Raw genomic sequence first — 25,082 nt, forward strand, 5'->3', positions numbered from 1 at the left:
CGGCGTGCCGCTTTTCGCCGAACGGCGTACGACCGAGGGGCCCGCCGGCAGGGCATGGGCGGCCGGTACGCGACGGTCCCGGCCCAGCCGCCCGATACGGTTGCCGGGTGCCACTGGTCGCCGCCGCCGTCTGCCCCCACCCACCGCTGCTGATCCCCGAGGTGGCCGGTGCCGCCGCGCCCGAACTGGACGACCTGCGCGCCGCCTGCGACGCCGCCGTCGCCCGGCTGCTCGACTCCGGCGCGCGCGACGTGCTGGTGGTCGGTGCCGGCGATCACACCGCCGACCTCGACCCCCCGTTCCGGGGCAGCCTCGCGCCTTGGGGCCTGCCGCTGGAGGTACGCCTCGGCGACCTCCCCGGTGACCGGCCCGGCACCGACCGACTACCGCTCGGCCTGCTCGTCGGTGCCTGGCTGCTGAACCGTCACCCGCTGTCCGCGACCGGCGACGCGCTGCACCGTCACCCGTCGCCCGCGACCGGCGAGGCGACGTGGCGCATGTCGACCGTGGCCGCCGACGCGCCGGTCGAGACGTGCGCCGACCTGGGTGCCCGCCTCGTGTCCGGCCGACCGTGGGCGCTGCTGGTGATGGGCGACGGGTCGGCCTGCCGGGGCGAGAAGGCACCCGGCTACGCCGACCCGCGCGCCGAGGCGTACGACGAGACGGTCGCCCAGGCCCTCGCCGACGCGGACGCCGACGCGCTGCTCGGCCTGGACCCCGCCCTGTCCTCGCAGCTCAAGGCCGTCGGGCGGGCACCCTGGCAGGTGCTCGCCGGTGCGGCGCGGGCGAGCGGCGGCGACTGGCGCGGCGAGCTGCGCCACCACAGCGCTCCCTACGGCGTGGCCTACCTCGTGGCCAACTGGGAGCGGGCATGAGTGCCCCGGGCCCGGTCGTCGCGGTGGTCGGGCCGACCGCGGCGGGCAAGTCGGCACTGAGCATCGCGCTGGCGCACGCGCTCGGCGGCGAGGTGGTCAACGCCGACTCGATGCAGCTCTACCGGGGTCTGGACATCGGCACCGCCAAGCTCACCGTCGCCGAACGCGAGGGCGTGCCGCACCACCTGCTGGACCTCTGGGCGGTGACCGAGCCGGCCAGCGTCGCGGAGTACCAGCGGCTGGCCCGCGCGGCGATCGACGACATCTCGGCCCGGGGCCGGGTGCCGCTGCTGGTCGGCGGCTCCGGGCTGTACGTGCGGGCGGTGCTGGAGCGGTTCGAGTTCCCCGGCACCGACCCGGCGCTGCGGGAACGCCTGGAGGGTGAGCTGGCCGCCGTCGGCCCGGCGCCGCTGTACGCGCGGCTGCGCGCGGCCGACCCGGCGGCGGCGGCCGGCATCCTGCCCGGCAACGGCCGGCGGATCGTCCGGGCGCTGGAGGTGATCGAGCTGACCGGCCGACCCTTCACCGCCGCCCTGCCGGAACCGACGCCTTTCTATCCGGCCGTCCAGCTCGGCGTCGACCTGGACACCGCCCTGCTGGACGAGCGCATCGCCCTGCGGGTGGACCGGATGTGGGCCGACGGCCTGGTCACCGAGACCCGCGAACTGGTCGGCCACGGCCTGGCTCAGGGGCGTACGGCCAGCCGGGCGCTCGGTTACCAACAGGTACTGCGCTTCCTCGCCGGTGAGTTGACCGAGGCCGAGGCGCACGACGAGACGATTCGGGCCACCCGACGCTTCGTCCGCCGCCAACGGTCCTGGTTCCGCCGCGACCCCCGGGTACGCTGGCTCGACTCGGCCGATCCGGGCCTGATCGAGGCCGCCCTCGGAGCGGCCCGCTCCGCTGCGCCATGATGGAAGGCGTGGAGTTCACCAAGGGACACGGCACCGCCAACGACTTCGTGATCCTGCCCGACCCGGACGGCGCGCTCGATCTGACGCCCGACCTGGTGGCGACGATCTGCGACCGGCGACGCGGCCTCGGCGGGGACGGCGTGCTACGCGTGGTCCGCGCCGCCAAGCACCCCGACGGCGTCGCCCTGGCCGGCGAGGCCGAGTGGTTCATGGACTACTGGAACTCCGACGGGTCCTTCGCCGAGATGTGCGGCAACGGCACCCGGGTCTTCGTCCGGTACCTCCTGGAGACCGGGCTGGCTGTCCCCGGCGACGGCGACCTGCCGGTGGCCACCCGCGCCGGCATCGTGCGCGCCCGGGTCGACGGCGACACCGTCGCCGTCCAGATGCGGCGTCCCCGGTTGTACGCGGCCTCGACGGCCGCCCTGGGCGGTTTGGCCCTGCCCGGCACGGCGGTGGACGTCGGCAACCCGCACCTGGTCTGCCCGCTGCCCGCCGGCCTGGACCTCGCCGGCCTGGACCTGACCCGGGCGCCCCACGTCGACGAGGACCTCTTCCCGCACGGGGTGAACGTCGAGTTCACCGCCGCCGCTGACGCCGTCGACGGCGGTGACCCGCACGTGCTGATGCGGGTCTACGAGCGCGGCTCGGCCGAGACCCTCTCCTGCGGCACCGGCGCGTGCGCGGTCGCCGCCGTCGCCCTGCACGAGGCCGGCCGGCAGACCGGCACGGTCGCGGTCGACGTGCCCGGCGGCCGCCTCACGGTGACCGTCGACGAGGACTCCTGCTGGCTCTCCGGCCCCGCCGTCCTGGTAGCCACCGGCACCCTCACCCTCGCCTGACCACCCCCGGCACCTCCGCCACCCCGCCCACCCCGCACCCACTCACGCCGCACCCACTCACCACGTCGATCATGGAGTTGTGGTTGGCGTTGTGCCCTACTTGGTGGGCTTTGTCTGCGCCACAACTCCATGATCGGCGAACCAGGCGGCCTCCGGGGCAACCCGACGGTATGCCGGGCGCGGCCGGAGCCGGGGTGTCAGCGTGACGGGCCTCAGGGGGTGGCGGAGGCGTTGGCGGCGATCTCGGGGAGGTCGGCCGGGCCCGGGTCGGCGGCGGGCGGCGGGGTGACGGCGGGGTTCTGGGCGGCGGCGCGGACGGCGGCGGCCACCGCCGGGGCCACCCGGGAGTCGAAGACGCTGGGCACGATGACCGTGGGGTTGATCTTCTCCTCGCCGACCACGTCGGCGATGGCCCGGGCGGCGGCCAGCGCCATCTCCTCGGTGAACTCCTCGGCGTGCGCGTCGAGCATGCCGCGGAACACGCCCGGGAAGGCGAGCACGTTGTTGATCTGGTTCGGCTGGTCGGAGCGGCCGGTGGCGACCACGGCGGCGTGCTTGCGCGCCTCCCGGGGGTCGACCTCCGGGTCCGGGTTGGCCAGCGCGAAGACGATCGAGTCCTTGGCCATGGTGGCGACGTCGTCGCCGGTGAGCAGGTTCGGTGCGCTCACCCCGATGAAGACGTCCGCGCCGTTCAGCGCGCCGGCCAGGTCGCCCGAGTAGCCGTCCCGGTTGGTGTTCTCGGCCAGCCACTGCCAGGCCGAGTTGAGGCCGGTCTGGCCGCGGTGCAGGGCGCCCTGCCGGTCGTACGCGATGATGTCGCCGACGCCCTGGCGTAGCAGCAGCTTCATGATCGCGGTGCCGGCCGCGCCGGCTCCGGAGACCACCACCCGCACGTCGGCGAGCTGCTTGCCCACGACGCGCAGTGCGTTGGTCAACGCGGCGAGTACGCAGATCGCGGTGCCGTGCTGGTCGTCGTGGAAGACCGGGATGTCCAGCGCCTCGCGCAGCCGCGCCTCGATCTCGAAGCAGCGCGGCGCGGCGATGTCCTCCAGGTTGATCCCGCCGTACGCGGGCGCGATCGCCTTCACGATGGCGACGATCTCGTCGGTGTCCTGGGTGTCCAGCACCACCGGCCAGGCGTCGACCCCGCCGAACCGCTTGAACAGCGCCGCCTTGCCCTCCATCACCGGCAGGGAGGCGGCCGGGCCGAGGTTGCCCAGCCCGAGCACGGCCGAGCCGTCGCTGACCACGGCGACCGTGTTGCGCTTGATGGTCAGTCGTCGGGCGTCGGCGGGGTTCTCCGCGATCGCCTGGCAGACCCGCGCCACCCCCGGGGTGTACGCCCGGGACAGCTCGTCCCGGGTCCGCAGCGCCACCTTCGAGCTGACCTCGATCTTGCCGCCGAGGTGCAGCAGGAACGTCCGGTCGGAGACCTTGCGCACGTCCACGCCGTCCAGCGCGGTGAGCGCGTCCACGACCTGGTCGGCATGCCCGGCGTCGGCGGTGTCGCAGGTGAGGTCGACGATCACGTGGGTCGGGTCGGAGTCGACCACGTCCAGCGCGGTGACGATGGCCCCGGCCTCGCCCACGGAGGTGGTCAACCGGCCGATCGAGGACGCATCGGCGGGTACGGCGATCCGGATCGTGATCGAGAATCCGGCACTGGGCAGTCGGGTGGTGGGCACGCGGATCCCCTCCGTCGGCGCTGAACGGCTCGCCCATTTCTACTCGCCCTGGTTGGGAGGCTGGCAGCCGCCCCCGCTTTTGTCCGTTCCGACGGTGGGCATATAGCAGGTGCACCGCGCGTTGACACATGTCAGGATTGCTCGGTACATGCACAGAACGGACAGGAGAGACGCTTGCGCGACCAGGAGACCCACGTTCCATTTCCCGACGACGAGCTCGACGCCACCACCGGTGATTACGAGCTCTCCGAACGGCAGGCACTGCGACGGGTCCCCGGCCTCTCCACCGAGCTGACCGACGTCACCGAGGTCGAATACCGCCAGCTCCGGCTGGAGCGGGTGGTCCTGGTCGGCGTCTGGACCGAGGGCAGCCAGACCGACGCGGAGAACTCCCTGACCGAGCTGGCCGCGCTGGCCGAGACCGCCGGTTCGCAGGTGCTCGAAGGGCTGATCCAGCGGCGTACCCGGCCGGACCCGGCCACCTACATCGGGCGGGGCAAGGTCGACGACCTGGGCTCGGTGGTGCTCTCCGCCGGTGCCGACACGGTCATCTGCGACGGTGAGTTGTCCCCGTCCCAGCTCCGCAACCTGGAGCAGCGCACCAAGGTCAAGGTGGTCGACCGGACGGCGCTGATCCTCGACATCTTCGCCCAGCACGCCAAGAGCAAGGAGGGCCGGGCTCAGGTCGAGCTGGCCCAGCTCGAATACCTCCTGCCCCGCCTGCGCGGTTGGGGCGAGACGCTGTCCCGGCAGACCGGTGGTTCCGGCCGTGGCGGCGGCGCCGGTGGCGGCGTGGGTGTGCGTGGTCCCGGTGAGACCAAGCTGGAGACCGACCGGCGGCGCATCCGCCACCGCATCGCGCGGCTCCGCCGCGAGATCAAGGCCATGCGGACGGTACGCGAGACCAAGCGCGCCCGCCGTTCCCGTAACGCGGTGCCGGCGGTGGCCATCGCCGGCTACACCAACGCCGGCAAGTCGAGCCTGCTCAACCGGCTCACCGGTGCCGGCGTACTGGTCGAGGACGCGCTCTTCGCCACGCTCGACCCGACCACCCGCCGCTCCACCACCGCCGACGGGCGGGTCTACACGCTGTCGGACACGGTCGGGTTCGTCCGGCACCTGCCGCACCAGATCGTCGAGGCGTTCCGCTCGACCCTGGAGGAGGTGGCCGAGGCCGACCTGGTGGTGCACGTGGTCGACGGTGCCCACCCCGACCCGCAGGAGCAGGTCCGGGCCGTCCGCGAGGTGCTCGGCGAGGTCGGTGCCGACCGGCTGCCCGAGCTGTTGGTGGTCAACAAGACCGACGCCGCCGACGAGGAGACCCTGCTGCACCTCAAGCGGCTCTGGCCGGAGGCGATCTTCGTCTCCGCGCACCGCGGTCGTGGCATCGACGAGCTGCGGATGGCGATCGAGCAGCGGCTGCCACGCCCGGCGGTGGAGTTGCGGGTGGTGCTGCCGTACGAGCGGGGTGACCTGGTGGCCCGTCTGCACCGACAGGGCGAGGTGCTCAGCACCGCGCACCTGGCCGAGGGCACCATGCTGCACGTACGCGTGAACGAGGCGCTCGCCGCCGAACTGTCCACGTACGTCGACGCGACGCAGGCGGTTCGTGCCGCGCGGTGACCGCCCAGGCGCGTCACCCGAAGGAAACGTGGGGCGTGCGACACTTCCTTTCATGCACCGCACTGTTTCCTCGGTCACGGTTGCGCTCGGCCTGTTCGGGGCCACCGTGGCGGTCACCGGCGTCACTCTCGCCGCGCCCGGGTCGTCGCCACCCGCGTACGCCGCATCGCCGGTGACCGATGTCGGCCCGCCGACCGTATCGACCGACGTGGGACCGGTGCTCGCCGCTGGCGCCGTCGCTCCGGCGGCGGTGCCGGTGGCCGCCGCGCCGCTCGCGGCGGCGCCCAAGAAGCAGTGTTCGGTCACCGACTCGCGGCTGCGGGAGATGTCCGGCCTGGTGGTCACCCGCAACGGGTACATCGTGATCAACGACAGCACCGACCAGGACAGCCGCAAGCGGGTCTTCTATCTGAACAAGGACTGCGACGTCACCCGCGAGGTCCGTTACTCGGGTGCGGGGCCGTTCGACACCGAGGACCTCGCCGTCTCGCCGGACGGCAACACGTTGTGGATCGCCGACACCGGTGACAACATCACCAGCCGGGAGCGCCGGAAGCGGGTCGCGGTCTGGAGCATGCCGATCAATGGCAGCAAGTCGCCGGTCCTGCACCGGCTGGCGTACCCGGACGGCAAGCCCCGCGACGCCGAGGCGTTGCTGATCGGCGACGACAACCTGCCGTTGATCATCACGAAGGTCACCTCCGGCAAGGCGGAGATCTTCACCGCCGACGGTGCGCTCAAGACCGGCGACACCGAGCCGGTGCCGATGAAGAAGCTCGGCGACATCGAACTGCCCAAGACCGACACCGAGAACCCACTGAGCACCTTCGGGCGGGTGGCGATCACCGGTGCGGCCCGGTCCCCGGACGGCGCCCGGGTAGCGCTGCGCACGTACGCCGACGCCTTCGAGTACGACGTGCAGAACGGCGACATCGTCACCGCGCTGACCACCACCACGCCCCGGGTGACTCCGCTGGCCGACCCGTTCGGCGAGGCGATCGCGTACTCGACCGACGGCAAGACCTTCCTGACCGTCTCCGACGCGGGGCATCTCGACGACAACGAGCCGGTCGACATCCTCAGCTACACGCCGTCCACCGAGGGCCCGAAGAACCTGGCCGACGACCCGGACGCGGTGAAGAACGCGGCCGGCCGGTCGTGGTTCGACGGGCTGACCCTGGACGACATCACCTATCTGATCGCCACCGTCGGTGTGCTCGGCGCGTTGCTGGTGGGCGCCGGCATCTTCGGCATCCTGCGGGCCCGCAAGCGTCCGGTGCCGGCGGGCAAGAGCCGCGACGGCGACGATGACGATGACGATCCGAGCCGCAAGGACGACGGCTTCGGCCCGAAGGACCGGGGTCGGGGCGCGGTGTACGGCGGTGCCCAGTCCGGTGCCGTCTACGGCGGGTCGGCGAAGGGCGACCGGCCCGAGGGCGCCCGGTCGGGTGCGGTCTACGGCGGTGGCCGTCCGGCCGGTGCCAACGGCTCCCGCCCGGCTCAGGGCGGTGGCGTCTACGGCGGCGGAGGTGGCGGTGGCCGCTCCGGCGACCAGGGTGGCCGGTCGGGTGGTGAGGGCGGCCCGGTCTACGGTGGCGGCCGTCCCGGTGGCGGTGGCCGCCCGTCGCAGGGCGGCGGCGGACGCCCGGCTCAGGGTGGCGGTGGCCGCTCCGGTGGTGGGGTCTACGGCGGCGGTGGCGGCGGTGGCCGGGCCGGCGGACCGCCCGGTGGCGGTGGCCGCAGCGGCGGTGCCCCGGGTGGCGGTGCCCCGGGCGGTGGCCGTGGCGGCGGGATGCCCGGTGGCGGCGGCCGGGGCGGTGGCGCGCCCGGTGGCGGCGGTGGCCGCGCGGGCGGGATGCCCGGTGGCGGGCGGGGTGGACAGTCCGGTGGAGGCCGTGCCGAACCGCCCCGGCGGGGTGGGCCCGGCGGCGAGCCGGACCATCGGGGCCGGCGTTCCGGCCGCTACCGCGAGAACGGCGACGAGCCGTACGGCCAGATGCCGGGCGGCAACTACGGCTACCGAGGCGACCGGTACTGACGGCGACCGGTACTGACGGCGGCCGGTACTGACGGCGGCCGGTACTGACCTCGGGTCAGCACCGGCCGCGTAGTCGTTCAGATCCGGCGCAGCACCGCGACGACCCGGCCCATGATGGTGGCGTCGTCACCCGGGATCGGGTCGAAGGCCGGGTTCTGCGGCATCAGCCAGACGTGGCCGTCGCGCCGCCGGTAGGTCTTGACGGTCGCCTCGCCGTCCAGCATGGCGGCGACGATCTCGCCGGAGTCGGCGGTCGGCTGTTGCCGGACGACCACCCAGTCGCCGTCGCAGATCGCCGCGTCGAGCATCGAGTCGCCCTTGACCTGGAGCATGAAGACCTCGCCCTCGCCGACCAGCTCGCGGGGCAGCGGGAAGACCTCCTCCATCGACTGCTCGGCGAGGATCGGCCCACCGGCGGCGATCCGGCCGAGCATCGGCACGTACGCGGGGGTGGGGCGCTGCGAGCGGGCCAACTCGTCGTCGACGTCGTTGGCGGAGCGGACGTCGACCGCGCGGGGGCGGTTCGGGTCGCGCCGCAGGAAGCCTTTCTTCTCCAGTTCCTTGAGCTGGTAGGCGACGCTGGACGGGGAGACCAGCCCGACCGCCTCGCCGATCTCGCGCACGCTCGGCGGGTAGCCGTGCCGCTCCACCCAGGTGCGGATGAAGTCGAGGATGCGTCGCTGACGGGCGGTCAGGTCGACGGTCGCCGGGTCGGGGAAGCCGCTGACCACCGGGGTCACCGGGCGTACGGCGGGCTGCCCGGAGCGGGCGCGGGTGACGCTGCGGCGACGGGCGGCCGGCGGACCCGCCTCGATGCTCTGCTGCGGGCTCTGCGGCGGGTTGGCCCGGTCCTCGGTCACGTCCGTCCTCCCTGGTCGGCGCTGGGGTGCCTCGGCGGCTCGTGGTGCGCACGGTGATCTGTCGGCCGGTGTGGCGACCATGGTCACCTCCGGCTGTTCATGACCGTATCGGTGAGATCGGTCATTTTCAAACATCTGTACGACCTATCTCCGCGTGTCGGGCCGGAAAAGCGCGACAGTCGTACGTCCGTTCTGATAAATGGTACGCGGCGTCGAACGCGTGTTCGACCCGGTACGGATTGTCGGTGATCCTGTCCGGCCGGACGGTAACTCCCGCCACCGGTCCGCGTTGGGTTCTCCGGTTGGGTGGAGAGGGGGAAGCGGGTGGGTTGTCGGGTGACGCGCCGGACACGCCGGTCAACTTGACCTCGGATCGCCAGCGGCATAGGTTCGACCCCTAGATGTAGTAGTCACATGGGCGTAAGTCGCCTACAGGTTGGGTTCGACTACCCACCGCACTTTCCGCACCGCCGAGCCGGCGGCCGTCCTGCGGGGCGGCTCCGCCGTACCTGTGTGTGCCCGGAGGCGGATGGGGGCGTACCCGAAGTCGATCAAGGAGGTCGGGCGATGCGGTGTCCGTACTGCCGGCACGCCGACTCCCGGGTGGTCGACTCGCGGGAGGCGGACGACGGGCAGTTGATCCGTCGGCGGCGCTCCTGCCCGGAGTGCGGCAAACGGTTCACCACCGTCGAGGAGGCGGTGCTGGCGGTGGTCAAGCGCAGCGGGGTGACCGAGCCGTTCAGCCGGACGAAGATCATCGGCGGAGTGCGCAAGGCGTGCCAGGGGCGGCCGGTCGACGAGGACTCGATCGCGATCCTGGCGCAGCGGGTCGAGGAGACCATCCGCGCCAAGGGGGCCGCCGAGATCCCGAGCCACGATGTCGGGCTGGCCATCCTGGGTCCCCTGCGGGACCTGGACGAGGTCGCCTACCTGCGGTTCGCCAGCGTCTACCGGTCGTTCGACTCGCTCGCCGACTTCGAGCAGGAGATCGAGACGCTGCGGGCCGCCGCGCGCGCCCGGGAGGGCGCTGGGGCCGAGACGGCCCACGCGCAGTGAACGTCTGAGCAGCAGCAGTAGTGACAGTCAGATCGCGCGGGGTGCCCGCGTGAGCGAGGGGGCGGATGAGATGCCGGGGGACGGTGTGACAACAAGCAGGTCACGGAACAAGACGAACGCGGGCCTCAAGGTGGACCGGGTCTGGACCACCGAGGGCGTGCACCCGTACGACGAGGTCGCCTGGGAGCGCCGCGACGTCGTGATGACCAACTGGCGGGACGGCTCGATCAACTTCGAGCAGCGCGGGGTGGAGTACCCCGAGAGCTGGAGCGTCAACGCGGCCAACATCGTGACCACCAAGTACTTCCGGGGCGCGGTGGGCACCCCGGAGCGGGAGTGGTCGCTCAAGCAGCTGATCGACCGGGTGGTCACCACCTACCGCACCGCCGGCGAGGAGTACGGCTACTTCGCCTCCCCGGCCGACGCCGAGGTATTCGCCCACGAGCTGACCTGGATGCTGCTGCACCAGGTGTTCAGCTTCAACTCGCCGGTCTGGTTCAACGTCGGCACGCCGTCGCCGCAGCAGGTCAGCGCCTGCTTCATCCTCGCCGTCGACGACTCGATGGACTCCATCCTGGACTGGTACAAGGAGGAGGGGCTGATCTTCAAGGGCGGCTCCGGCTCCGGGGTGAACCTCTCCCGGATCCGTTCCTCCCGGGAGCTGCTCTCCTCCGGCGGCACCGCCTCCGGCCCGGTCAGCTTCATGCGCGGCGCGGACGCGAGCGCCGGCACCATCAAGTCCGGTGGTGCCACCCGGCGGGCGGCCAAGATGGTCATCCTCGACGTCGACCACCCGGACATCGAGGAGTTCGTGGTCACCAAGGCGCGCGAGGAGGACAAGATCCGCGCGCTGCGCGACGCCGGGTTCGACATGGACCTGGGCGGCGCCGACATCGTCAGCGTGCAGTACCAGAACGCTAACAACTCGGTCCGGGTCTCCGACGAGTTCATGGCGGCGGTCGAGCAGGGCGGCGGCTTCGACCTGCGCGGCCGGCTCGACGGCGCGGTGATCGAGACCATCGACGCGCAGAAGCTGTTCCGCACCATCTCCCAGGCCGCCTGGGAGTGCGCCGACCCCGGCCTGCAGTACGACGACACCATCAACGACTGGCACACCTGCCCGGAGACCGGCCGGATCACCGCGTCGAACCCGTGCTCGGAGTACCTGCACCTGGACAACTCCTCGTGCAACCTGGCCTCGTTGAACCTGATGAAGTTCCTCCGCGCCGACGGTGGCTTCGAGGTGGAGAAGTTCGTCCGCAGCGTCGAGCTGGTCATCACCGCGATGGACATCTCGATCTGCTTCGCCGATTTCCCGACCGAGAAGATCGGGGAGACCACCCGGGCGTACCGGCAGCTCGGCATCGGGTACGCCAACCTCGGTGCCCTGCTGATGGCCTCCGGCCTGCCGTACGACTCGGACCAGGGTCGGTCGCTGTCCGCCGCGATCACCTCGCTGATGACCGGCACGGCGTACCGCCGCTCGGCCGAGCTGGCCGGCATCGTCGGCGCGTACGACGGGTACGCCCGCAACGCCGAGCCACACAAGCGGGTCATGCGTAAGCACGCCGCCGCCAACGACCAGATCAAGCCGGCCGGCACGGTGGCCACCGCGGTGGTGCGCGAGGCCACCAAGCAGTGGACCCAGGGCAACAAGATCGGCGACAAGAACGGCTGGCGGAACTCGCAGGCCAGCGTGCTCGCCCCGACCGGCACCATCGGCCTGATGATGGACTGCGACACCACCGGCGTCGAGCCGGACCTGGCGCTGGTCAAGTTCAAGAAGCTGGTCGGCGGCGGCTCGATGCAGATCGTCAACCAGACCGTGCCGCGCGCCCTGCGCAGCCTCGGATACCCCGAGGAGCAGGTGGAGGCGATCGTCGAGCACATCTCCGACCAGGGGCACGTGGTGGACGCCCCCGGCCTCAAGCCGGAGCACTACCCGGTCTTCGACTGCGCCATGGGCGAGCGGTCCATCGCCCCGATGGGCCACGTGCGGATGATGGCGGCGGTCCAGCCGTTCATCTCCGGCGCCATCTCCAAGACCGTCAACATGCCGGAGCAGGCGACCGTCGCCGACGTCGAGAAGATCTACTTCGAGGGCTGGAAGCTCGGCCTCAAGGCGCTGGCGATCTACCGGGACAACTGCAAGGTCGGTCAGCCGCTGTCGGTGGCGAAGAAGAAGACCGCCGAGCCGGAGGCGACCGTCACCACGGTCGAGCCGGTGGTGGAGAAGGTCGTCGAGTACCGCCCGGTGCGCAAGCGGCTGCCGAAGAAGCGTCCGTCGGAGACCATCTCCTTCTCGGTCGGTGGCGCCGAGGGCTACCTCACCGCCTCGTCCTACCCGGACGACGGCCTCGGCGAGGTCTTCCTCAAGATGTCGAAGCAGGGCTCCACCCTGGCCGGGGTGATGGACGCCTTCTCGGTGGCCATCTCCATCGGCCTGCAGTACGGCGTCCCGCTGGAGACGTACGTCAGCAAGTTCACCAACATGCGCTTCGAGCCGGCCGGCATGACCGACGACCCGGACGTGCGGATGGCCGCCTCGGTGATGGACTACATCTTCCGTCGCCTGGCACTGGACTTCCTGCCCTACGAGCGCCGCGCCGAGATCGGCATCTTCACCGCCAAGGAGCGGGCCGCCCAGCTCGCCGCCGAGGCGGAGGCGGAGGCCAACGGCACGGACCTCACCGCCATGGCCGCGTCCGCCCCGGTGGAGACTCCCACCGAGCCGAGGGTCGGCCCGGTCGCCCAGCCGGCCCAGGAACTCGCCGACGCCGCCGCGATCAAGCCGGCACCGTCGGTCGGTTCCAGCACCGAGCTGCTGGAGGCCGTGATCGGCAAGGCCGCCGACGCACCGCTCTGCTTCACCTGCGGTACGAAGATGCGCCCGGCCGGTAGCTGCTACGTCTGCGAGGGCTGCGGCTCCACCAGCGGTTGCAGCTGACGACGAGTACCTGTGGAGCCCCGGACGCACCCGCGTCCGGGGCTCCACCCGTCGCGGCCCCCCACCCGGCCCCGCCTGACCCCTGCCCCCGCCGCACCTCGACCCACCCGTCGTGCCTCGCCCCCGGCCAGCCCTCACGCCGCCGATCATGGAGTCGTGGCAGTCACGAAGCGGGGCATTCCAGCGCTTTCCGAGCGCCACAAGTCCATGATCGACGCAGCTCGCGGCGGGTCCGGCAGCGAGCCGAGGTGCGGCGGCGGGGCCGGGGTACCTCGGCGGGGCCGAGGCGTGACGGGCTTGCCGAGGTGCGGCGGGTGGGTCGAGGTGCGGCGAGGTGGCGGTGAGGTGTGGCGGGGCGGCGGATGGGCCGAGGTGCGGCGGGCGGGGCCGGGTGGAGAGCGGTGGCTGCCTAGACTGCGCGGGATGAGTGGAGAGCGAAAGCCCCTGGCGGCGCGGGCTCTGAACGAGCCGCACCCGTCGCGGCTGTCGCCCGGGCATCCCGGCCGGGAGCGGATCATCGCCGCGCACGACGCGGCCCTGGCCGCCGGGGACGCCGGCTACCTCGACCCGGACACCGGGCTGTTCGTACTCAGTGCCGGCTTCCTGGCCCGCAGGGGAACCTGCTGCGGCCGGGGTTGCCGGCACTGCCCGTACGTGGAGTGAACGGTCAGGCGGCGGCGACGAAGACCCGGGAGGCGACCTCGCGGGGTAGTCGGACGCTCTCGCCGGAACGGTCGATCGACACCCCGTCCCGCTCCTGCGCCACCGTGACGGTGGCCCCCGGGTCGACCCCGGCGGCGTGCAGTTGGCGGAGCACCTCGGCGTCGGTCTGCACGCTCTCGCAGATCCGCCGGACGATCACCTTGCCGCTCAGGCCGGGGAAGGCGAGGTTGCGCTCGCTCTCGGCGGTCTCCGGCTCGGTCTGGGTGGGCGGACCCAGTTCGTCCAGGCCCGGGATGGGGTTGCCGTACGGCGACCGGGTCGGCCGGTTGAGCAGGTCGTAGACCCGCTTCTCGACCGCGTCGCTCATCACGTGCTCCCAGCGGCAGGCCTCTTCGTGGGCCTCCTCGTAGGGCATCCCGATCACGTTGACCAGCAGCAGCTCGGCGAGCCGGTGCTTGCGCATCACCGAGACGGCGGTGGCGCGGCCGAGATCGGTGAGGGTGAGGTGCCGATCGCCCTCCACGGTCAGCAGGCCGTCGCGCTCCATCCGGGCGACGGTCTGGCTCACGGTGGGGCCGCTCTGGCGCAACCGTTCAGCGATCCGGGCGCGTAGCGGCGGCACTCCCTCCTCTTCGAGTTCGAGGATGGTGCGCAGGTACATTTCGGTCGTATCGACCAAGTCGTGAGACTTCATGGTGTCAGCGGCCCTCCGGGTATCGATGGTACCCTGCCGCACCCCGATCGACGGTCGCCGAACCGCCGCCACCGTCACTGATGGTGTTGACTGGGTGCATGTCCGGTACAGACGATCTTCTGGTCGAGGCGCGGTCGCTCGCCGCCGAACTCGACGGGGCCGAGCCACCTACCCTGCTCGACGTACGGTGGCGCCTGGTCGGTCCACCCGGCCGGGACGACTACGCGGCCGGGCACGTCCCGGGCGCGGTCTTCGTCGACCTGGACACCGCGCTCTGCGGCCCGCCCGGTCCGGCCGGCCGGCACCCCCTGCCCGACCCCGAAGCCCTGCAGGCGGCGCTGCGGGCCGCCGGGGTCCGCGACGGTCACCCGGTGGTGGTGTACGACGGCGGTGACGGCATGGCCGCCGCCCGCGCCTGGTGGACGCTGCGCTGGGCCGGACACCGACCGGTACGCCTGTTGTCCGGCGGCTATCCGGCCTGGTTGGCCGCCGGCCTGCCCACCAGCGACGACGTGTCGACGCCCGAACCCGGCGACGTGACCGTCCGCCCCGGTGCGCTGCCGGTGCTCGACGCCTCGGCCGCCGCCCGGCTGGCCGCCGGTGACGGGGTGCTGCTCGACGTGCGGGCCGCGCCGCGCTACCGGGGCGAGCAGGAGCCGATCGACCCGGTGGCCGGGCACGTCCCCGGCGCGGTGAACGTGCCCGCCCCCGAGTACGTCACCGAGGGCCGCTTCGCCGCCGCCGAGGTGCTGCGGGACCGCTTCGCGGCGGCCGGGGTGGTCGCCGGGGCGCCGGTCGGCGCGTACTGCGGCTCCGGGGTGACCGCCGCGCAGGCCGTGCTCGCGTTGCACCTGGCCGGGCGTCCGGACGCCGCCCTCTACGTCGGATCGTGGAGCGAGTGGGTGGCCGACCCGGACCGGCCGGTGGCCACCGGCTCGGGCCCGGACGCCTGACCAGGCCCACTATGCGGTCGCGTGCGACCATGGGCAGATGTCCGACGACACGGTGGTGATGTGGGACGAGTCGCTGCTCGCCTACGACCTCGGCGACCACCCGCTCGATCCGGTCCGGGTGGAGCTGACTCTCGCGCTCGCCTGGGAACTCGGCGTGCTGCACCGGCCCGGAGTCCGCATGGTCAAGCCCTACCCGGCCGACGACGAGTTGCTCAGCCGGGTACACGACCCGCGCTACCTCGGCGCGGTCCGGATGGCGCCGCAGGAACCCTTCTTCACCGGCTTCGGTCTGGGCACCTCGGACAACCCGGTCTTCCAGGGGATGCACGAGTCGAGCGCGTTGATCGCCGGAGCGACGGTGGCCGCCGCCGAGGCGGTGTGGCGGGGCCAGGCCCGACGTGCGGTCAACGTGGCCGGCGGCCTGCACCACGCCATGGCCGACCGGGCCGCCGGTTTCTGCGTCTACAACGACCCGGCGGTAGCCATCGCCCGGCTGCTCGACCTGGGCGCGGAGCGCATCGCGTACGTCGACGTCGACGTGCACCACGGCGACGGGGTGCAACAGATCTTCTGGGACGACCCTCGGGTGATGACGGTCAGCCTGCACGAGACCCCGCTCGCGCTCTTTCCCGGCACCGGTTTCCCCGACGAGACCGGTGGCCCGAACGCCGCCGGCACGGCGGTCAACGTCCCGTTGCCGCCCGGGGTGGAGGACGCCGGCTGGCAACGCGCCTTCCACGCGATCGTGCCGTCGGTGCTGCGCGCGTTCCGCCCGCAGGTGCTGTTCACCCAGTGCGGCGCGGACGCCCACCGCGTCGACCCTCTCGCCGACCTGCACCTGTCGGTGGATGGGCAGCGCGCCACCTATCTGGCGTTGCGGGCGCTCGCCGACGAGCTGTGCGACGGCCGGTGGGTGGCCACCGGCGGCGGTGGGTACGCGCTCGTCGAGGTGGTGCCCCGGGCCTGGACGCACCTGCTCGCGGTGGCCACCGGCGCGCCGCTGGACCCGGCCACGCTGACCCCGCCGGGCTGGCGGGACCTGGCCCGGGCCCGGCGTCCCGGCACCGACATCCCGCTGCGGATGACCGACGACGTCGACCCGAGCTACCAGCCGTGGCAGCCCACCGGCGAGCCGAACCCGGTGGACCGGGCCATCGCGGCCACCCGGAAGGCCGTCTTCCCGCTGCTCGGCCTCGACCCGCACGATCCGCGCGACTGAGTCGGCCGGGGGAGGGCCGCCCGAGGTGACCAGAACCGAACCAGCCGTGGACGTGCTGCTCAGCGACGGCAGCACGGTCCAGTTGCGACCGATCCGTCCCTCCGACGCGCCGGGAATCGTGGCGATGCACTCCCGGTTCTCCGAGCGCACCCGATACCTGCGGTACTTCTCGCCGTACCCGCGCATCCCCGAACGGGACCTGCAGCGCTTCGTCAACGTCGACCACCGCGACCGGGAGGCGTTCGTGGTGCTGGCCGGCGACCGGATCGTCGCCGTCGGCCGGTACGAGCGGCTCGGCCCGGCCTCGCCCGACGCCGAGGTCGCGTTCGTGGTGGAGGACGCCTACCAGGGCCGGGGCATCGGCTCGGTGCTGCTGGAACACCTCGCCGACGCGGCCCGCCGCAGCGGGATCGTCAACTTCGTGGCCGAGGTGCTCCCGGCCAACGGGGCGATGCTGCGGGTCTTCGCCGACTTCGGCTACCAGATCCAGCGCCAGTTCGCCGACGGCGTGGTGCACCTGACCTTCCCGATCGCGTCCACCGAGGCGACCCTGGAGGTGCAGCGCGGGCGGGAGCACCGCACCGAGGCCCGGTCCATCGCCCGGCTGCTCGCCCCGCGTGGCGTGGTCGTCTACGGTGCCAGCGCCACCGGCCAGGGCGTCGGCGCGGCGGTGCTCGGGCACCTGCGCGACGGCGGGTACACCGGATCGGTGGTGCCGGTGCACCCGACCGCCGCCCGGGTCGCCGGGCTGCCCGCGTACCCGTCGGCGGTCGACGCCGACCTGCCGGTCGACCTGGCGGTGGTGGCGGTGCCGCCGGAGTCGGCGCCCGAGGTGGTCGCGGACGCCGCCGCGGCCGGCGTACGCGGCCTGGTGGTCATCTCGGCGGGCTTCGCCGAGGCCGGGATGGCCGGTGCCGCCGCGCAGCGCACGCTGGTCCGCGCGGCCCACGCGGCGGGCATGCGGGTGATCGGCCCCAACTGCCTGGGGGTGGCCAACACCGACCCGGCGGTACGCCTCAACGCCACCCTCGCCCCACGGCTGCCGGAACCCGGCCGGGTCGGCATCTTCAGCCAGTCGGGCGTGTTCGGGGTGGCGCTGCTGGCCGAGGCGGACCGGCGTGGGCTGGGGGTGTCCAGCTTCGTCTCGGCCGGCAACCGGGCCGACGTCTCCGGCAACGACCTGTTGCAGTACTGGCAGGACGACCCGGACACCGACGTGATCATGTTGTACCTGGAGACCTTCGGCAACCCGCGCAAGTTCGCCCGACTGGCCCGGCGGATCGGCCGCGACAAACCGGTGGTGGCGCTGGCCTCCCCGGCCCGCCCGCCCGGACTGGGCGACTCCGCCGGCCCGGACGAGACGGCGGTGAGCGCCCTGTTCGCCCAGTCCGGGGTGATCCGGGTGGACACCGTCGCCGAACTGCTCGACGTCGGGGCGCTCCTGGCCAACCAACCGCTGCCGGGCGGGAACCGGGTCGGCGTGGTCGGCAACTCCTCGGCGCTGACCGGGCTGGCGGCCACCGCCTGCGCGGCACAGGGCCTACGGGTCGCACCGGGTTACCCGCGTGACGTCGGCCCCCGGGCCGGCGCCGCCGAGTTCGGTGCGGCGCTCGCCGACGCCGCCGCCGACGACTCGGTCGACGCGCTGGTGGTCCTCTTCGCGCCGCCGTTGCCGGGGCAGCTCACCGACACCGAGGCGGACTTCGCCGCCGCGCTCGCCGCGCCCGTGGCCGACAAGCCGACGGTCGCCACCTTCCTGGTCGGTCGGGCCCCGGCGGGGACACCGGCCTACCCGAGCGTGGAGGAGGCGGTACGCGCGCTGGCCCGGGTCACCGCGTACGCCGACTGGCGGCGTCGTCCGGCCGGCGTACTGCCCGAGCTGCCCGACGTCGATCCGGTGGCGGCGCAGGTGGCGCTGCGGGCGGACGGTGGCGATCCGGAGGCGCTGCTCGCCGCGTACGGCATCGACGTGGTCGAGTCGGCGCGGGTCGACTCGGTCGACGCGGCGGTCCACGCGGCGACGCGGTTCGGTTTCCCGGTGGCGCTCAAGGCTGCCGCCGGTGGTCTGCGGCACCGCCTCGACCTCGGTGCGGTCCGCCTGGACCTGCCCGACGCCGACACGGTCCGCCGCGCCTACGCCGAGCTGGCCGCCGCGTTCGGCGCGGACGTGCTGGTGCAGCCGATGGTGCCGCCCGGCGTGGCCTGCGTGGTGGAGCTGGTCGAGGACCCGGCGTTCGGACCGGTGGTGGGCTTCGGCCTCGGCGGGGTCGCCACCGACCTGCTCGGCGACCGGGCCTGGCGGGCGGTGCCGTTGACCGACCGGGACGCGACCGAGCTGGTCGACGCCCCACGCGCGGCGCCTCTGCTGCGGGGCCACCGGGGTGCCGCCCCGGTGGACCGGGCGGCCCTGGCCGACCTGCTCCTGCGCATCGGGCGGCTCGCCGACGAGCAACCCCGGGTACGCGCACTGACGCTCAACCCGGTGCTGGCCCGCCCGGACGGGCTGTCCGTGCTGCACGCCTCGGTCCGCACCGGCTCGGCCGCCCCCCGCCCCGACACCGGCCCCCGCCGTTTGTGAAAGGAGGGGTCCCCTACTAACGCCTCGTGTATAGCAGGGGACCCCTCCTTACATCCCGGTCGCGCGGGCGGAGATCTGCTGGACCGCCCAGGAGTTGCCGTCCGGGTCGTCGAAGAAGACGAAGCCGACGTTGTCCAACGGGTGCGGCGTCGGGCTCGGGTTCTGCCCGAGCACCTGGATCTCGCTCACCTCGACGCCGCGCTCGTTCAGCTCGGCGCGGGCCTTCTCCAGGTCCGGCACGACGAGCTGTAGACCCTTGAGCGAGCCGGGCGGCATGTACGGCAGCGGCCCGGTGCCGATCACGATCGAGCAGCCCGAGCCGGGCGGGGTGAGCTGCACGATGCGGCCGTTGTCACCCATCACCGTGTCGTGGTCGACGGTGAAACCGACCCGGTCGGCGTAGAACGCCTTGGCCCGGTCCACGTCGGAGACCGGCACGACGACCACTTCCAGCGTCCAGTTCACGATCAGTCCTCCTGGTGCCCGCGTCGACGACTCGACGTCGTGCACCCACTCTGGACGATCCGCAGTCCGTTCGACCCACGCGACACGAGCCGCGCACGAAAACCGCCCCGGCACACACGACATCGGCCCCGGCGCACCGCCGGGGCCGATCGCACACCAGTCACGTCAGGAGGCGTACGCCTCCAGCCGCTGCGCCCGCTCCGGGGCCCGCAGCTTGAGCAGCGTCACCTTCTCGATCTGCCGGATCCGCTCGCGGGACAGTCCGAACTCGCGGCCGACCTCGTCCAGGGTACGCTGCCGGCCGTCGTCGAGCCCGAACCGCAGCCGGATCACCGCCTGCTCGCGCTGGGAGAGCGTGGCCAGCACGATGCTCACCTCGTTGCGCAGCTCGCCCTGGGCGGCGGTGTCGCCCGGTCCGCCGGCCGGGTCGACGGCGGCGACGAAGTCACCCAGCGCGCTCTCCCCGTCCTCGCCGACGGCCTGGTCCAGGCTGACCGGCTCCCGGTCGTACGAGATCAGCTCGATCACCTGGAACTCGGGCACGTCCAGCGCGCGGGCGACCTCGGCCACCGTGGGCTCCCGACCCAGCGAGACGGACAGCTCGCGGCGGGCCCGGACCATCCGGTTGACCTGCTCGACCATGTGCACCGGGATGCGGATGGTGCGGGCCTGGTCGGCCATGGCGCGGGTGATGGCCTGGCGGATCCACCAGGTGGCGTAGGTGGAGAATTTGTAGCCCTTGGTGTAGTCGAATTTCTCGACGGCGCGGATGAGGCCGAGGTTGCCTTCCTGGATGAGGTCGAGGAAGGCCATGCCACGGCCGGTGTACCGCTTGGCGATGCTCACCACGAGGCGCAGGTTCGCCTCCAGCAGGTGGTTCTTGGCGGCCCGACCCTGCTGCGCGACCACGTCCAGGTCGGCGTGCAGGTCGGCCGAGAGCGGGGTGCAGGTGGACAGCTTCTCCTCGGCGAACAACCCGGCTTCGATCCGCTTCGCCAGGTCCACCTCTTCGGCCGCCGTGAGCAGCTTGGTCCGGCCGATCCCGTTGAGGTACGCGCGAACCAGGTCGGTGGAGACGCCACGCTCGTCGGTGGCGTCCAGGTCGGTCAGGGTGTCGACGCCGTGCTCCGCCTCGGTGCCGGCGCGCATCCGGTGCTCCATCATCTGCAGGGCCATCTCTGTCTCTCCCCGTTTCCACGTCCGTGCCGTGTCGCCCCGGCCCATGTGGCAGCCGGTGACACACAGCTTGGCGGGTGAGGCGTAAAACGGGAGTGAGGCGATCGGAGAACCGAAAGTGACCGTTCCGTTACCCCCTCCTTGCGGGCGGGTGTGCTGGTTCGGCAGATGCGACTTGGCGGTGCCGGTTACCGTGCCAGCGGTCGGCCGTCGGGCCGACGCAACCCCGTACCCCGGGTGCCCGGGGTCGGGCGACCAAGCGACGGAGGCAACGGTGGTCTTCAAGCGGCTCATGCAGGCGATGGGAGTCGGCGGCCCGTCCGTGGAGACGGTGCTGACGAACCCGAACTGCCGGCCGGGCGGTGAGCTGACGGGCAACATCGCGGTGACCGGAGGCGAGCACGGGGTGGACATCTCGTACGTGGCTCTGGGGTTGATGACCCGGGTCGAGGTGGAGAGCGGCGACAACGAGTACAACACGAATCAGGAGTTCCACCGGCAGCAGGTGACCGGCCCGTTCCGCCTCGAGGCCGGGCAGCGCTACGACGTACCGTTCCGGTTCCCGGTGCCCTGGGAGACCCCGGTCACCCAGCTGTACGGGCAGCACCTGCACGGGATGACGATGGGACTGCGTACCGAGCTGGAGGTGGCCCGCGCACTCGACAAGGGTGACCTGGACCCGGTGGCGGTGCACCCGCTGCCGGCGCAGGAGAGGCTGCTGGAGGCGTTGCTGCGGCTCGGCTTCCGGTTCGCCCGGGCCGACGTCGAGCGGGGGCACATCTACGGCGTGCACCAGACACTGCCGTTCTACCAGGAGATCGAGTTCTACCCCGCGCCTCAGTACGCGGGTGCGATGAAGCAACTGGAGGTCACCTTCGTCGCCGATCCCCGGCAGATGCAGGTGGTGCTGGAGCTGGACAAGCGCGGTGGCCTGCTGACCGAGGGCCGGGACGTCTTCGGTCGCTTCACCGTCGACTACGCCACGATGGACCGTACGGACTGGGCGGCGCAGCTCGACGGCTGGCTGCGGCAGTCCCTGCAACGTCGGGGACTCTTCGGCTGACCGGTGACCACGGGGTGGGCGGGCGCCGTGATCCGGGCCCGTCCACCTCGTGAGGCGTCACAGGTCGAGCAGGATGGTGCGCGGCCCGACGTTGACGCTCTCCACCAGCATGTGCGCCCGGAAGCGGCCGGTGGCGACCGTCGCGCCGCGCTGGCGCAGCGCCTCGACCACCGCGTCGACCAGCGGCTCGGCCACCTCGGCCGGAGCCGCCGCGGTCCAGCTCGGACGGCGTCCCTTGCGGGCGTCGCCGTAGAGCGTGAACTGGCTGACCACCAGGATCGGCGCGCCGACGTCGGCGGCGGACCGCTCGTCGTCCAGGATGCGCAGCTCGTACACCTTGCGGGCCATGGTCCGGGCGGTCTCGGTGGTGTCCGTGTGCGTCACCCCGACCAGCACCAGCAACCCGTCGTCGATCGCGCCGACCACCTCGCCGTCGACGGTGACGCTGGCGCTCCCGACGGTCTGCACCACCGCCCGCATCAGGACCGCACCGGCTCGATGAAGCCGCGCTCCACCAGGTGCGCCACGATCGGTCCGGCCGCCTCGGCGAGCTCGTCCGGCGTCACGTCGTGCGCGACGGCGAGCAGCGCGATCTGGTCGCGCAGCGGCAGGCGCCCGTCGGCGCCACCCACCAGCGCGAGTACCAGTGGATCGATCTCCTCGGTCCAGCGCAGCCCGTGCGGCATGGTGAGGACCTGTCGGTCGACGCCCCAGCCCTCCGCGCCCATGGTCGCCTCCTGCCGCAACTGGAGCCCGTCGGCGGCCCGGTAGCGGGCGTCCAGCAGCCCGTCGCCCGATCGGCGCAGCCAGTCCTGCCGGTCGAACCAGGCCGCGACCCGGTCGCCCATCGGGGCCTCCACCCGTTGCCGCAGGTCCTCCACCCGCAGCACCGGGTCGTCGTGCCCGCTCCGGCGCAGCGAGACGATGCCGAAGCCGATCGCCTCCACCTTGTGCGCGTCGAACCAGTCCAGCCAGTCGGCCATCCGCTGCGGGTCGGCCGCCTCGCCGACGTCGGTGAGCCAGAGGTTGACGTACGCCATCGGGTCGGCGACCTCGCGCTGGATCACCCAGGCGTCCAGGCCGGTCCCGGCGAACCAGCCGGCCACCCGCTCGCCCCAGTCCTCCCCGGCGACGTGCACCCAGTTCGCCAGGTACTGCATGGTGCCACCCTCGGTGAGCAGACCGTCGGCGGCGGCGGCCAGCTCGGCGCCGATCGCGTCGCCGACCCGGCCGGAGTCGCGGTAGACGTGCGTGGTGGTGCCCGGCCCGACCACGAAGGGCGGGTTGCTGACCACCAGGTCGAAGCGCCGTCCGGCGACCGGCTGCACCATGTCGCCGCGCAGCAGCTCCCACTGCTGGCCGTTGAGCGCGGCCGTGGTGGCGGCGAACCGCAGCGCCCGCCGGGAGACGTCGGTGGCGGTCACCTGCCGGGCGTGCGTACTCAGGTGCAGGGCCTGGACGCCGGAGCCGGTGCCCAGGTCGAGCGCGCTCTGCACCGGCTGCCGGACGGCCGCGCCGATCATCGTCTGGGTCGCCCCGCCGATGCCCAGCACGTGCTCGGCGTGCAGGGGCCGACCGGGACGGGCGCTGGCCGGCACGTCGGCCAGCACCCACCAGTCGTCGCCGTACGGTTCGAGGTCCAGCCCCATCCGCAGCCCGTCGCCGTACCGTTCGACGAGTCCGGCGGCGAGCGCCTCGTCGATCGACAGCGGCGCGAGCGCGGCGGCGACGGCGGCCTCCGGCTCGGTCTGCTCGCAGACGAAGACCCGGATCAGGGTGTCGAGCGGCTCGCCGTCGGCGGTGGCGCGCAGCGCGGCCCGGAAGTCGTTACGGGCCACCCCGCCGGTGGCCTGCGGCCCGAGCCGGGTGGCGATGCCGTTGGCGGTGAAGGCGGCTCGCGTCAACGCGGTCCGCAGCGCCTCGACGCCGGCGGGGGAGAGCAGCATGTCGTGTCCGTCCACACCGCCATCCTGCCTGGTGACGACGGAGCGGGGTGCGGGTGCCCGTGACAATCTCAGTCAATCGAAGAACGTCTCTGTCATATTCATCGATCTAACGCTAGCATCTCATCCATTCGAGTCCATGGGACGCGCCGTCCGGCCATGACCCGGTCGGTCGTTCCGGTTAGGGAGGCAGACGATGTCCTCAGGGTCCACCGCGCGACGGCACGTCATCCGGGCGCTCGCCGTCGTCGCCACCGCGGCGGCCGTCTCGGCGGCCAGCACCACCGCGGCGGTCGCCGCACCCACCGGCGAGATCCGCGGCGCCGGCGCCGCGAACGCCGTCAGCGGCAGCTACCTCGTCGTCCTGCGCTCCGACGCGGTCGGCGCCGCCGGTTCGTCGGCGGCGCGCACCGCAGTGCCGGACCGGGCCACCGCCCTGGTCCAGCGGTACGGGGGAAGCGTCTCCGACACCTACTCCGCCGCGCTGACCGGCTTCGCCGCCAAGATGACCGCGAAGCAGGCGGCCCGACTCGCCGCCAACTCGGCCGTCGCGTACGTCGAGCAGGACCAGGCGTTCACCGTCCAGGCCACCCAGACCAACCCCACCTGGGGCCTGGACCGCATCGACCAGCGGAACCGCCCGCTGAGCGGCACCTACACCTACCCGAACACGGCCTCGAACGTGCGGGCCTACATCATCGACACCGGCATCCGCACCACGCACAACGAGTTCGGCGGCCGGGCCACCTGGGGCACCAACACGGTCGACACCAACAACACCGACTGCAACGGCCACGGCACCCACGTCGCCGGAACCGTCGGCGGCGCGACGTACGGCGTGGCCAAGTCCGTCCGCCTGGTCGCGGTGAAGGTGCTCAACTGCTCCGGCGGCGGCACCACCGCCAGCGTGGTCAACGGCGTGAACTGGGTGACCGCCAACGCGGTGAAGCCGGCCGTGGCGAACATGAGCCTCGGCGGCGGGGCCAGCAGCACGATCGACAACGCGGTGGCCAACTCGATCGCCTCCGGCATCAGCTACGCGGTGGCGGCCGGCAACTCCAACGCCAACGCCTGCAACTACTCGCCGGCGCGTACCTCGACCGCCATCACCGTCGGCTCGACGACCAGCACCGACGCCCGGTCGTCCTTCTCGAACTACGGCTCGTGCGTGCACATCTTCGCGCCCGGGTCGAGCGTGCTGTCCGCGTACCACACCAGCAACACCGCGACCAGCACGCTGAGCGGCACCTCGATGGCCTCCCCGCACGTGGCTGGCGCCGCCGCGCTCGTGCTCTCGGCCAACCCGTCCTACACCCCGGCCCAGGTCAAGAACTACCTGACCAGCAACGCCACCACCGGCGTGGTGACCAGCCCGGGCAGCGGCTCGCCGAACCGCCTGCTGTTCGTGGTCAACTGACCCTGACGCACGCCGGCCCGGCGGACGGCACCACCGTCCGCCGGGCCTGCGTGTGGGTACCGCACACCCGG

The 25,082-nt window shown here is 72.6% G+C and carries 20 protein-coding genes; 13 read left to right on the forward strand and 7 right to left on the reverse strand.

Features of this window, described 5'->3' with window-relative positions; genetic code table 11:
• Window positions 1–107: 107 nt before the first annotated feature.
• Genes ABT008_RS05555 through dapF form a run of 3 tightly spaced genes read left to right on the forward strand, consistent with a single transcriptional unit; the run spans window position 108 to window position 2,631 of the window.
• Window positions 108–875, forward strand: coding sequence for a class III extradiol ring-cleavage dioxygenase family protein (locus tag ABT008_RS05555; RefSeq protein WP_350693868.1), 768 nt, complete (start codon window positions 108–110; stop codon window positions 873–875).
• A complete protein-coding gene (miaA, locus tag ABT008_RS05560) occupies window positions 872–1,789 on the forward strand; it encodes a tRNA (adenosine(37)-N6)-dimethylallyltransferase MiaA (RefSeq protein ID WP_350693869.1) in 918 nt (305 codons plus the stop codon). Before ABT008_RS05555 ends, miaA begins: the two co-directional genes overlap by 4 nt.
• 8 nt (window positions 1,790–1,797) lie before the next feature.
• Window positions 1,798–2,631 (forward strand): diaminopimelate epimerase, encoded by an 834-nt coding sequence (dapF, locus tag ABT008_RS05565; RefSeq protein WP_350693870.1) that lies wholly within the window; start codon window positions 1,798–1,800, stop codon window positions 2,629–2,631.
• A gap of 212 nt (window positions 2,632–2,843) precedes the next feature.
• On the opposite strand, the gene ABT008_RS05570 is transcribed toward dapF, so the two are convergent.
• The gene (locus tag ABT008_RS05570; protein WP_350693872.1) at window positions 2,844–4,316 is read right to left on the reverse strand and encodes an NAD-dependent malic enzyme; all 1,473 of its coding nucleotides are present in this window, start codon (window positions 4,314–4,316) and stop codon (window positions 2,844–2,846) included.
• 174 nt (window positions 4,317–4,490) lie between these two features.
• Here ABT008_RS05570 and hflX point away from each other — a divergent pair, with 174 nt between their 5' ends.
• On the forward strand, window positions 4,491–5,939 hold the full coding sequence (hflX, locus tag ABT008_RS05575) for a GTPase HflX (RefSeq protein WP_350693874.1): 1,449 nt from the start codon (window positions 4,491–4,493) through the stop codon (window positions 5,937–5,939).
• 52 nt (window positions 5,940–5,991) lie between these two features.
• Window positions 5,992–7,977, forward strand: coding sequence for a hypothetical protein (locus tag ABT008_RS05580; RefSeq protein WP_350693875.1), 1,986 nt, complete (start codon window positions 5,992–5,994; stop codon window positions 7,975–7,977).
• A gap of 77 nt (window positions 7,978–8,054) precedes the next feature.
• On the opposite strand, the gene lexA is transcribed toward ABT008_RS05580, so the two are convergent.
• Window positions 8,055–8,837: a transcriptional repressor LexA gene (lexA, locus tag ABT008_RS05585; RefSeq protein ID WP_350693876.1), complete on the reverse strand. Its 783-nt coding sequence runs from the start codon at window positions 8,835–8,837 to the stop codon at window positions 8,055–8,057.
• A gap of 567 nt (window positions 8,838–9,404) precedes the next feature.
• On the opposite strand from lexA, the gene nrdR reads away from it, so the two are divergent.
• The 3 genes from nrdR to ABT008_RS05600 all read left to right on the forward strand — a co-directional run bounded on the left by nrdR (window position 9,405) and on the right by ABT008_RS05600 (window position 13,503).
• Window positions 9,405–9,893 (forward strand): transcriptional regulator NrdR, encoded by a 489-nt coding sequence (gene nrdR / locus ABT008_RS05590; RefSeq protein ID WP_350693877.1) that lies wholly within the window; start codon window positions 9,405–9,407, stop codon window positions 9,891–9,893.
• A 70-nt stretch (window positions 9,894–9,963) separates the two neighbouring features.
• Window positions 9,964–12,840 (forward strand): vitamin B12-dependent ribonucleotide reductase, encoded by a 2,877-nt coding sequence (locus ABT008_RS05595; RefSeq protein WP_350694094.1) that lies wholly within the window; start codon window positions 9,964–9,966, stop codon window positions 12,838–12,840.
• 423 nt (window positions 12,841–13,263) lie between these two features.
• A complete protein-coding gene (locus tag ABT008_RS05600; protein WP_350693879.1) occupies window positions 13,264–13,503 on the forward strand; it encodes a DUF5522 domain-containing protein in 240 nt (79 codons plus the stop codon).
• Window positions 13,504–13,507: 4 nt separating this feature from the next.
• On the opposite strand, the gene ABT008_RS05605 is transcribed toward ABT008_RS05600, so the two are convergent.
• The gene (locus ABT008_RS05605) at window positions 13,508–14,197 is read right to left on the reverse strand and encodes an iron-dependent transcriptional repressor DtxR (protein WP_350693881.1); all 690 of its coding nucleotides are present in this window, start codon (window positions 14,195–14,197) and stop codon (window positions 13,508–13,510) included.
• A 98-nt stretch (window positions 14,198–14,295) separates the two neighbouring features.
• On the opposite strand from ABT008_RS05605, the gene ABT008_RS05610 reads away from it, so the two are divergent.
• From ABT008_RS05610 to ABT008_RS05620, 3 genes are read left to right on the forward strand one after another with little or no spacing between them, the layout of a single operon-like run.
• The gene (locus ABT008_RS05610) at window positions 14,296–15,150 is read left to right on the forward strand and encodes a sulfurtransferase (RefSeq protein WP_350693883.1); all 855 of its coding nucleotides are present in this window, start codon (window positions 14,296–14,298) and stop codon (window positions 15,148–15,150) included.
• 37 nt (window positions 15,151–15,187) lie between these two features.
• Window positions 15,188–16,369: an acetoin utilization protein AcuC gene (locus ABT008_RS05615; protein WP_350693884.1), complete on the forward strand. Its 1,182-nt coding sequence runs from the start codon at window positions 15,188–15,190 to the stop codon at window positions 16,367–16,369.
• Complete coding sequence (locus tag ABT008_RS05620; RefSeq protein ID WP_502890356.1) at window positions 16,356–18,947, forward strand: bifunctional acetate--CoA ligase family protein/GNAT family N-acetyltransferase; 2,592 nt, start codon at window positions 16,356–16,358, stop codon at window positions 18,945–18,947. Before ABT008_RS05615 ends, ABT008_RS05620 begins: the two co-directional genes overlap by 14 nt.
• Before the next feature lie 48 nt (window positions 18,948–18,995).
• Here the strand turns inward: ABT008_RS05620 and ABT008_RS05625 are convergent, their stop codons facing one another.
• Window positions 18,996–19,412 carry a VOC family protein gene (locus ABT008_RS05625; RefSeq protein ID WP_350693888.1) on the reverse strand — a complete coding sequence of 139 codons (417 nt, stop codon included), beginning with the start codon at window positions 19,410–19,412 and terminating at the stop codon, window positions 18,996–18,998.
• Between the two features lie 165 nt (window positions 19,413–19,577).
• On the reverse strand, window positions 19,578–20,588 hold the full coding sequence (gene sigB, locus ABT008_RS05630) for an RNA polymerase sigma factor SigB (protein WP_350693889.1): 1,011 nt from the start codon (window positions 20,586–20,588) through the stop codon (window positions 19,578–19,580).
• A 274-nt stretch (window positions 20,589–20,862) separates the two neighbouring features.
• On the opposite strand from sigB, the gene ABT008_RS05635 reads away from it, so the two are divergent.
• Window positions 20,863–21,651, forward strand: a complete 789-nt coding sequence (locus ABT008_RS05635) for a sporulation protein (RefSeq protein ID WP_350693891.1) — start codon at window positions 20,863–20,865, stop codon at window positions 21,649–21,651.
• A 57-nt stretch (window positions 21,652–21,708) separates the two neighbouring features.
• Here the strand turns inward: ABT008_RS05635 and dtd are convergent, their stop codons facing one another.
• Window positions 21,709–22,131: a D-aminoacyl-tRNA deacylase gene (gene dtd / locus ABT008_RS05640; protein ID WP_350693893.1), complete on the reverse strand. Its 423-nt coding sequence runs from the start codon at window positions 22,129–22,131 to the stop codon at window positions 21,709–21,711.
• Window positions 22,131–23,612, reverse strand: coding sequence for a DUF7782 domain-containing protein (locus ABT008_RS05645; RefSeq protein ID WP_350693895.1), 1,482 nt, complete (start codon window positions 23,610–23,612; stop codon window positions 22,131–22,133). The genes dtd and ABT008_RS05645 overlap by 1 nt, the downstream gene beginning before the upstream one ends.
• A 178-nt stretch (window positions 23,613–23,790) precedes the next feature.
• Here ABT008_RS05645 and ABT008_RS05650 point away from each other — a divergent pair, with 178 nt between their 5' ends.
• Window positions 23,791–25,011: a S8 family peptidase gene (locus tag ABT008_RS05650; RefSeq protein WP_350693896.1), complete on the forward strand. Its 1,221-nt coding sequence runs from the start codon at window positions 23,791–23,793 to the stop codon at window positions 25,009–25,011.
• The last annotated feature ends 71 nt before the right edge of the window (window positions 25,012–25,082 follow it).

It is taken from the genome of Micromonospora sp. NPDC002389 (genome assembly GCF_040296095.1).
Classification (GTDB): Bacteria; Actinomycetota; Actinomycetes; order Mycobacteriales; family Micromonosporaceae; genus Micromonospora.

Coding starts and splice junctions, on each gene's coding strand:
- ABT008_RS05615 (WP_350693884.1), top strand. CDS start 15,188: ATGTCCGACGACACGGTGGTGATGTGGGACGAGTCGCTGCTCGCCTAC.
- ABT008_RS05605 (WP_350693881.1), bottom strand. CDS start 14,197: ATGAAGTCTCACGACTTGGTCGATACGACCGAAATGTACCTGCGCACC.
- miaA (WP_350693869.1), top strand. CDS start 872: ATGAGTGCCCCGGGCCCGGTCGTCGCGGTGGTCGGGCCGACCGCGGCG.
- ABT008_RS05595 (WP_350694094.1), top strand. CDS start 9,964: ATGCCGGGGGACGGTGTGACAACAAGCAGGTCACGGAACAAGACGAAC.
- ABT008_RS05650 (WP_350693896.1), top strand. CDS start 23,791: ATGTCCTCAGGGTCCACCGCGCGACGGCACGTCATCCGGGCGCTCGCC.
- dtd (WP_350693893.1), bottom strand. CDS start 22,131: ATGCGGGCGGTGGTGCAGACCGTCGGGAGCGCCAGCGTCACCGTCGAC.
- sigB (WP_350693889.1), bottom strand. CDS start 20,588: ATGGCCCTGCAGATGATGGAGCACCGGATGCGCGCCGGCACCGAGGCG.
- ABT008_RS05600 (WP_350693879.1), top strand. CDS start 13,264: ATGAGTGGAGAGCGAAAGCCCCTGGCGGCGCGGGCTCTGAACGAGCCG.
- ABT008_RS05580 (WP_350693875.1), top strand. CDS start 5,992: ATGCACCGCACTGTTTCCTCGGTCACGGTTGCGCTCGGCCTGTTCGGG.
- nrdR (WP_350693877.1), top strand. CDS start 9,405: ATGCGGTGTCCGTACTGCCGGCACGCCGACTCCCGGGTGGTCGACTCG.
- ABT008_RS05610 (WP_350693883.1), top strand. CDS start 14,296: ATGTCCGGTACAGACGATCTTCTGGTCGAGGCGCGGTCGCTCGCCGCC.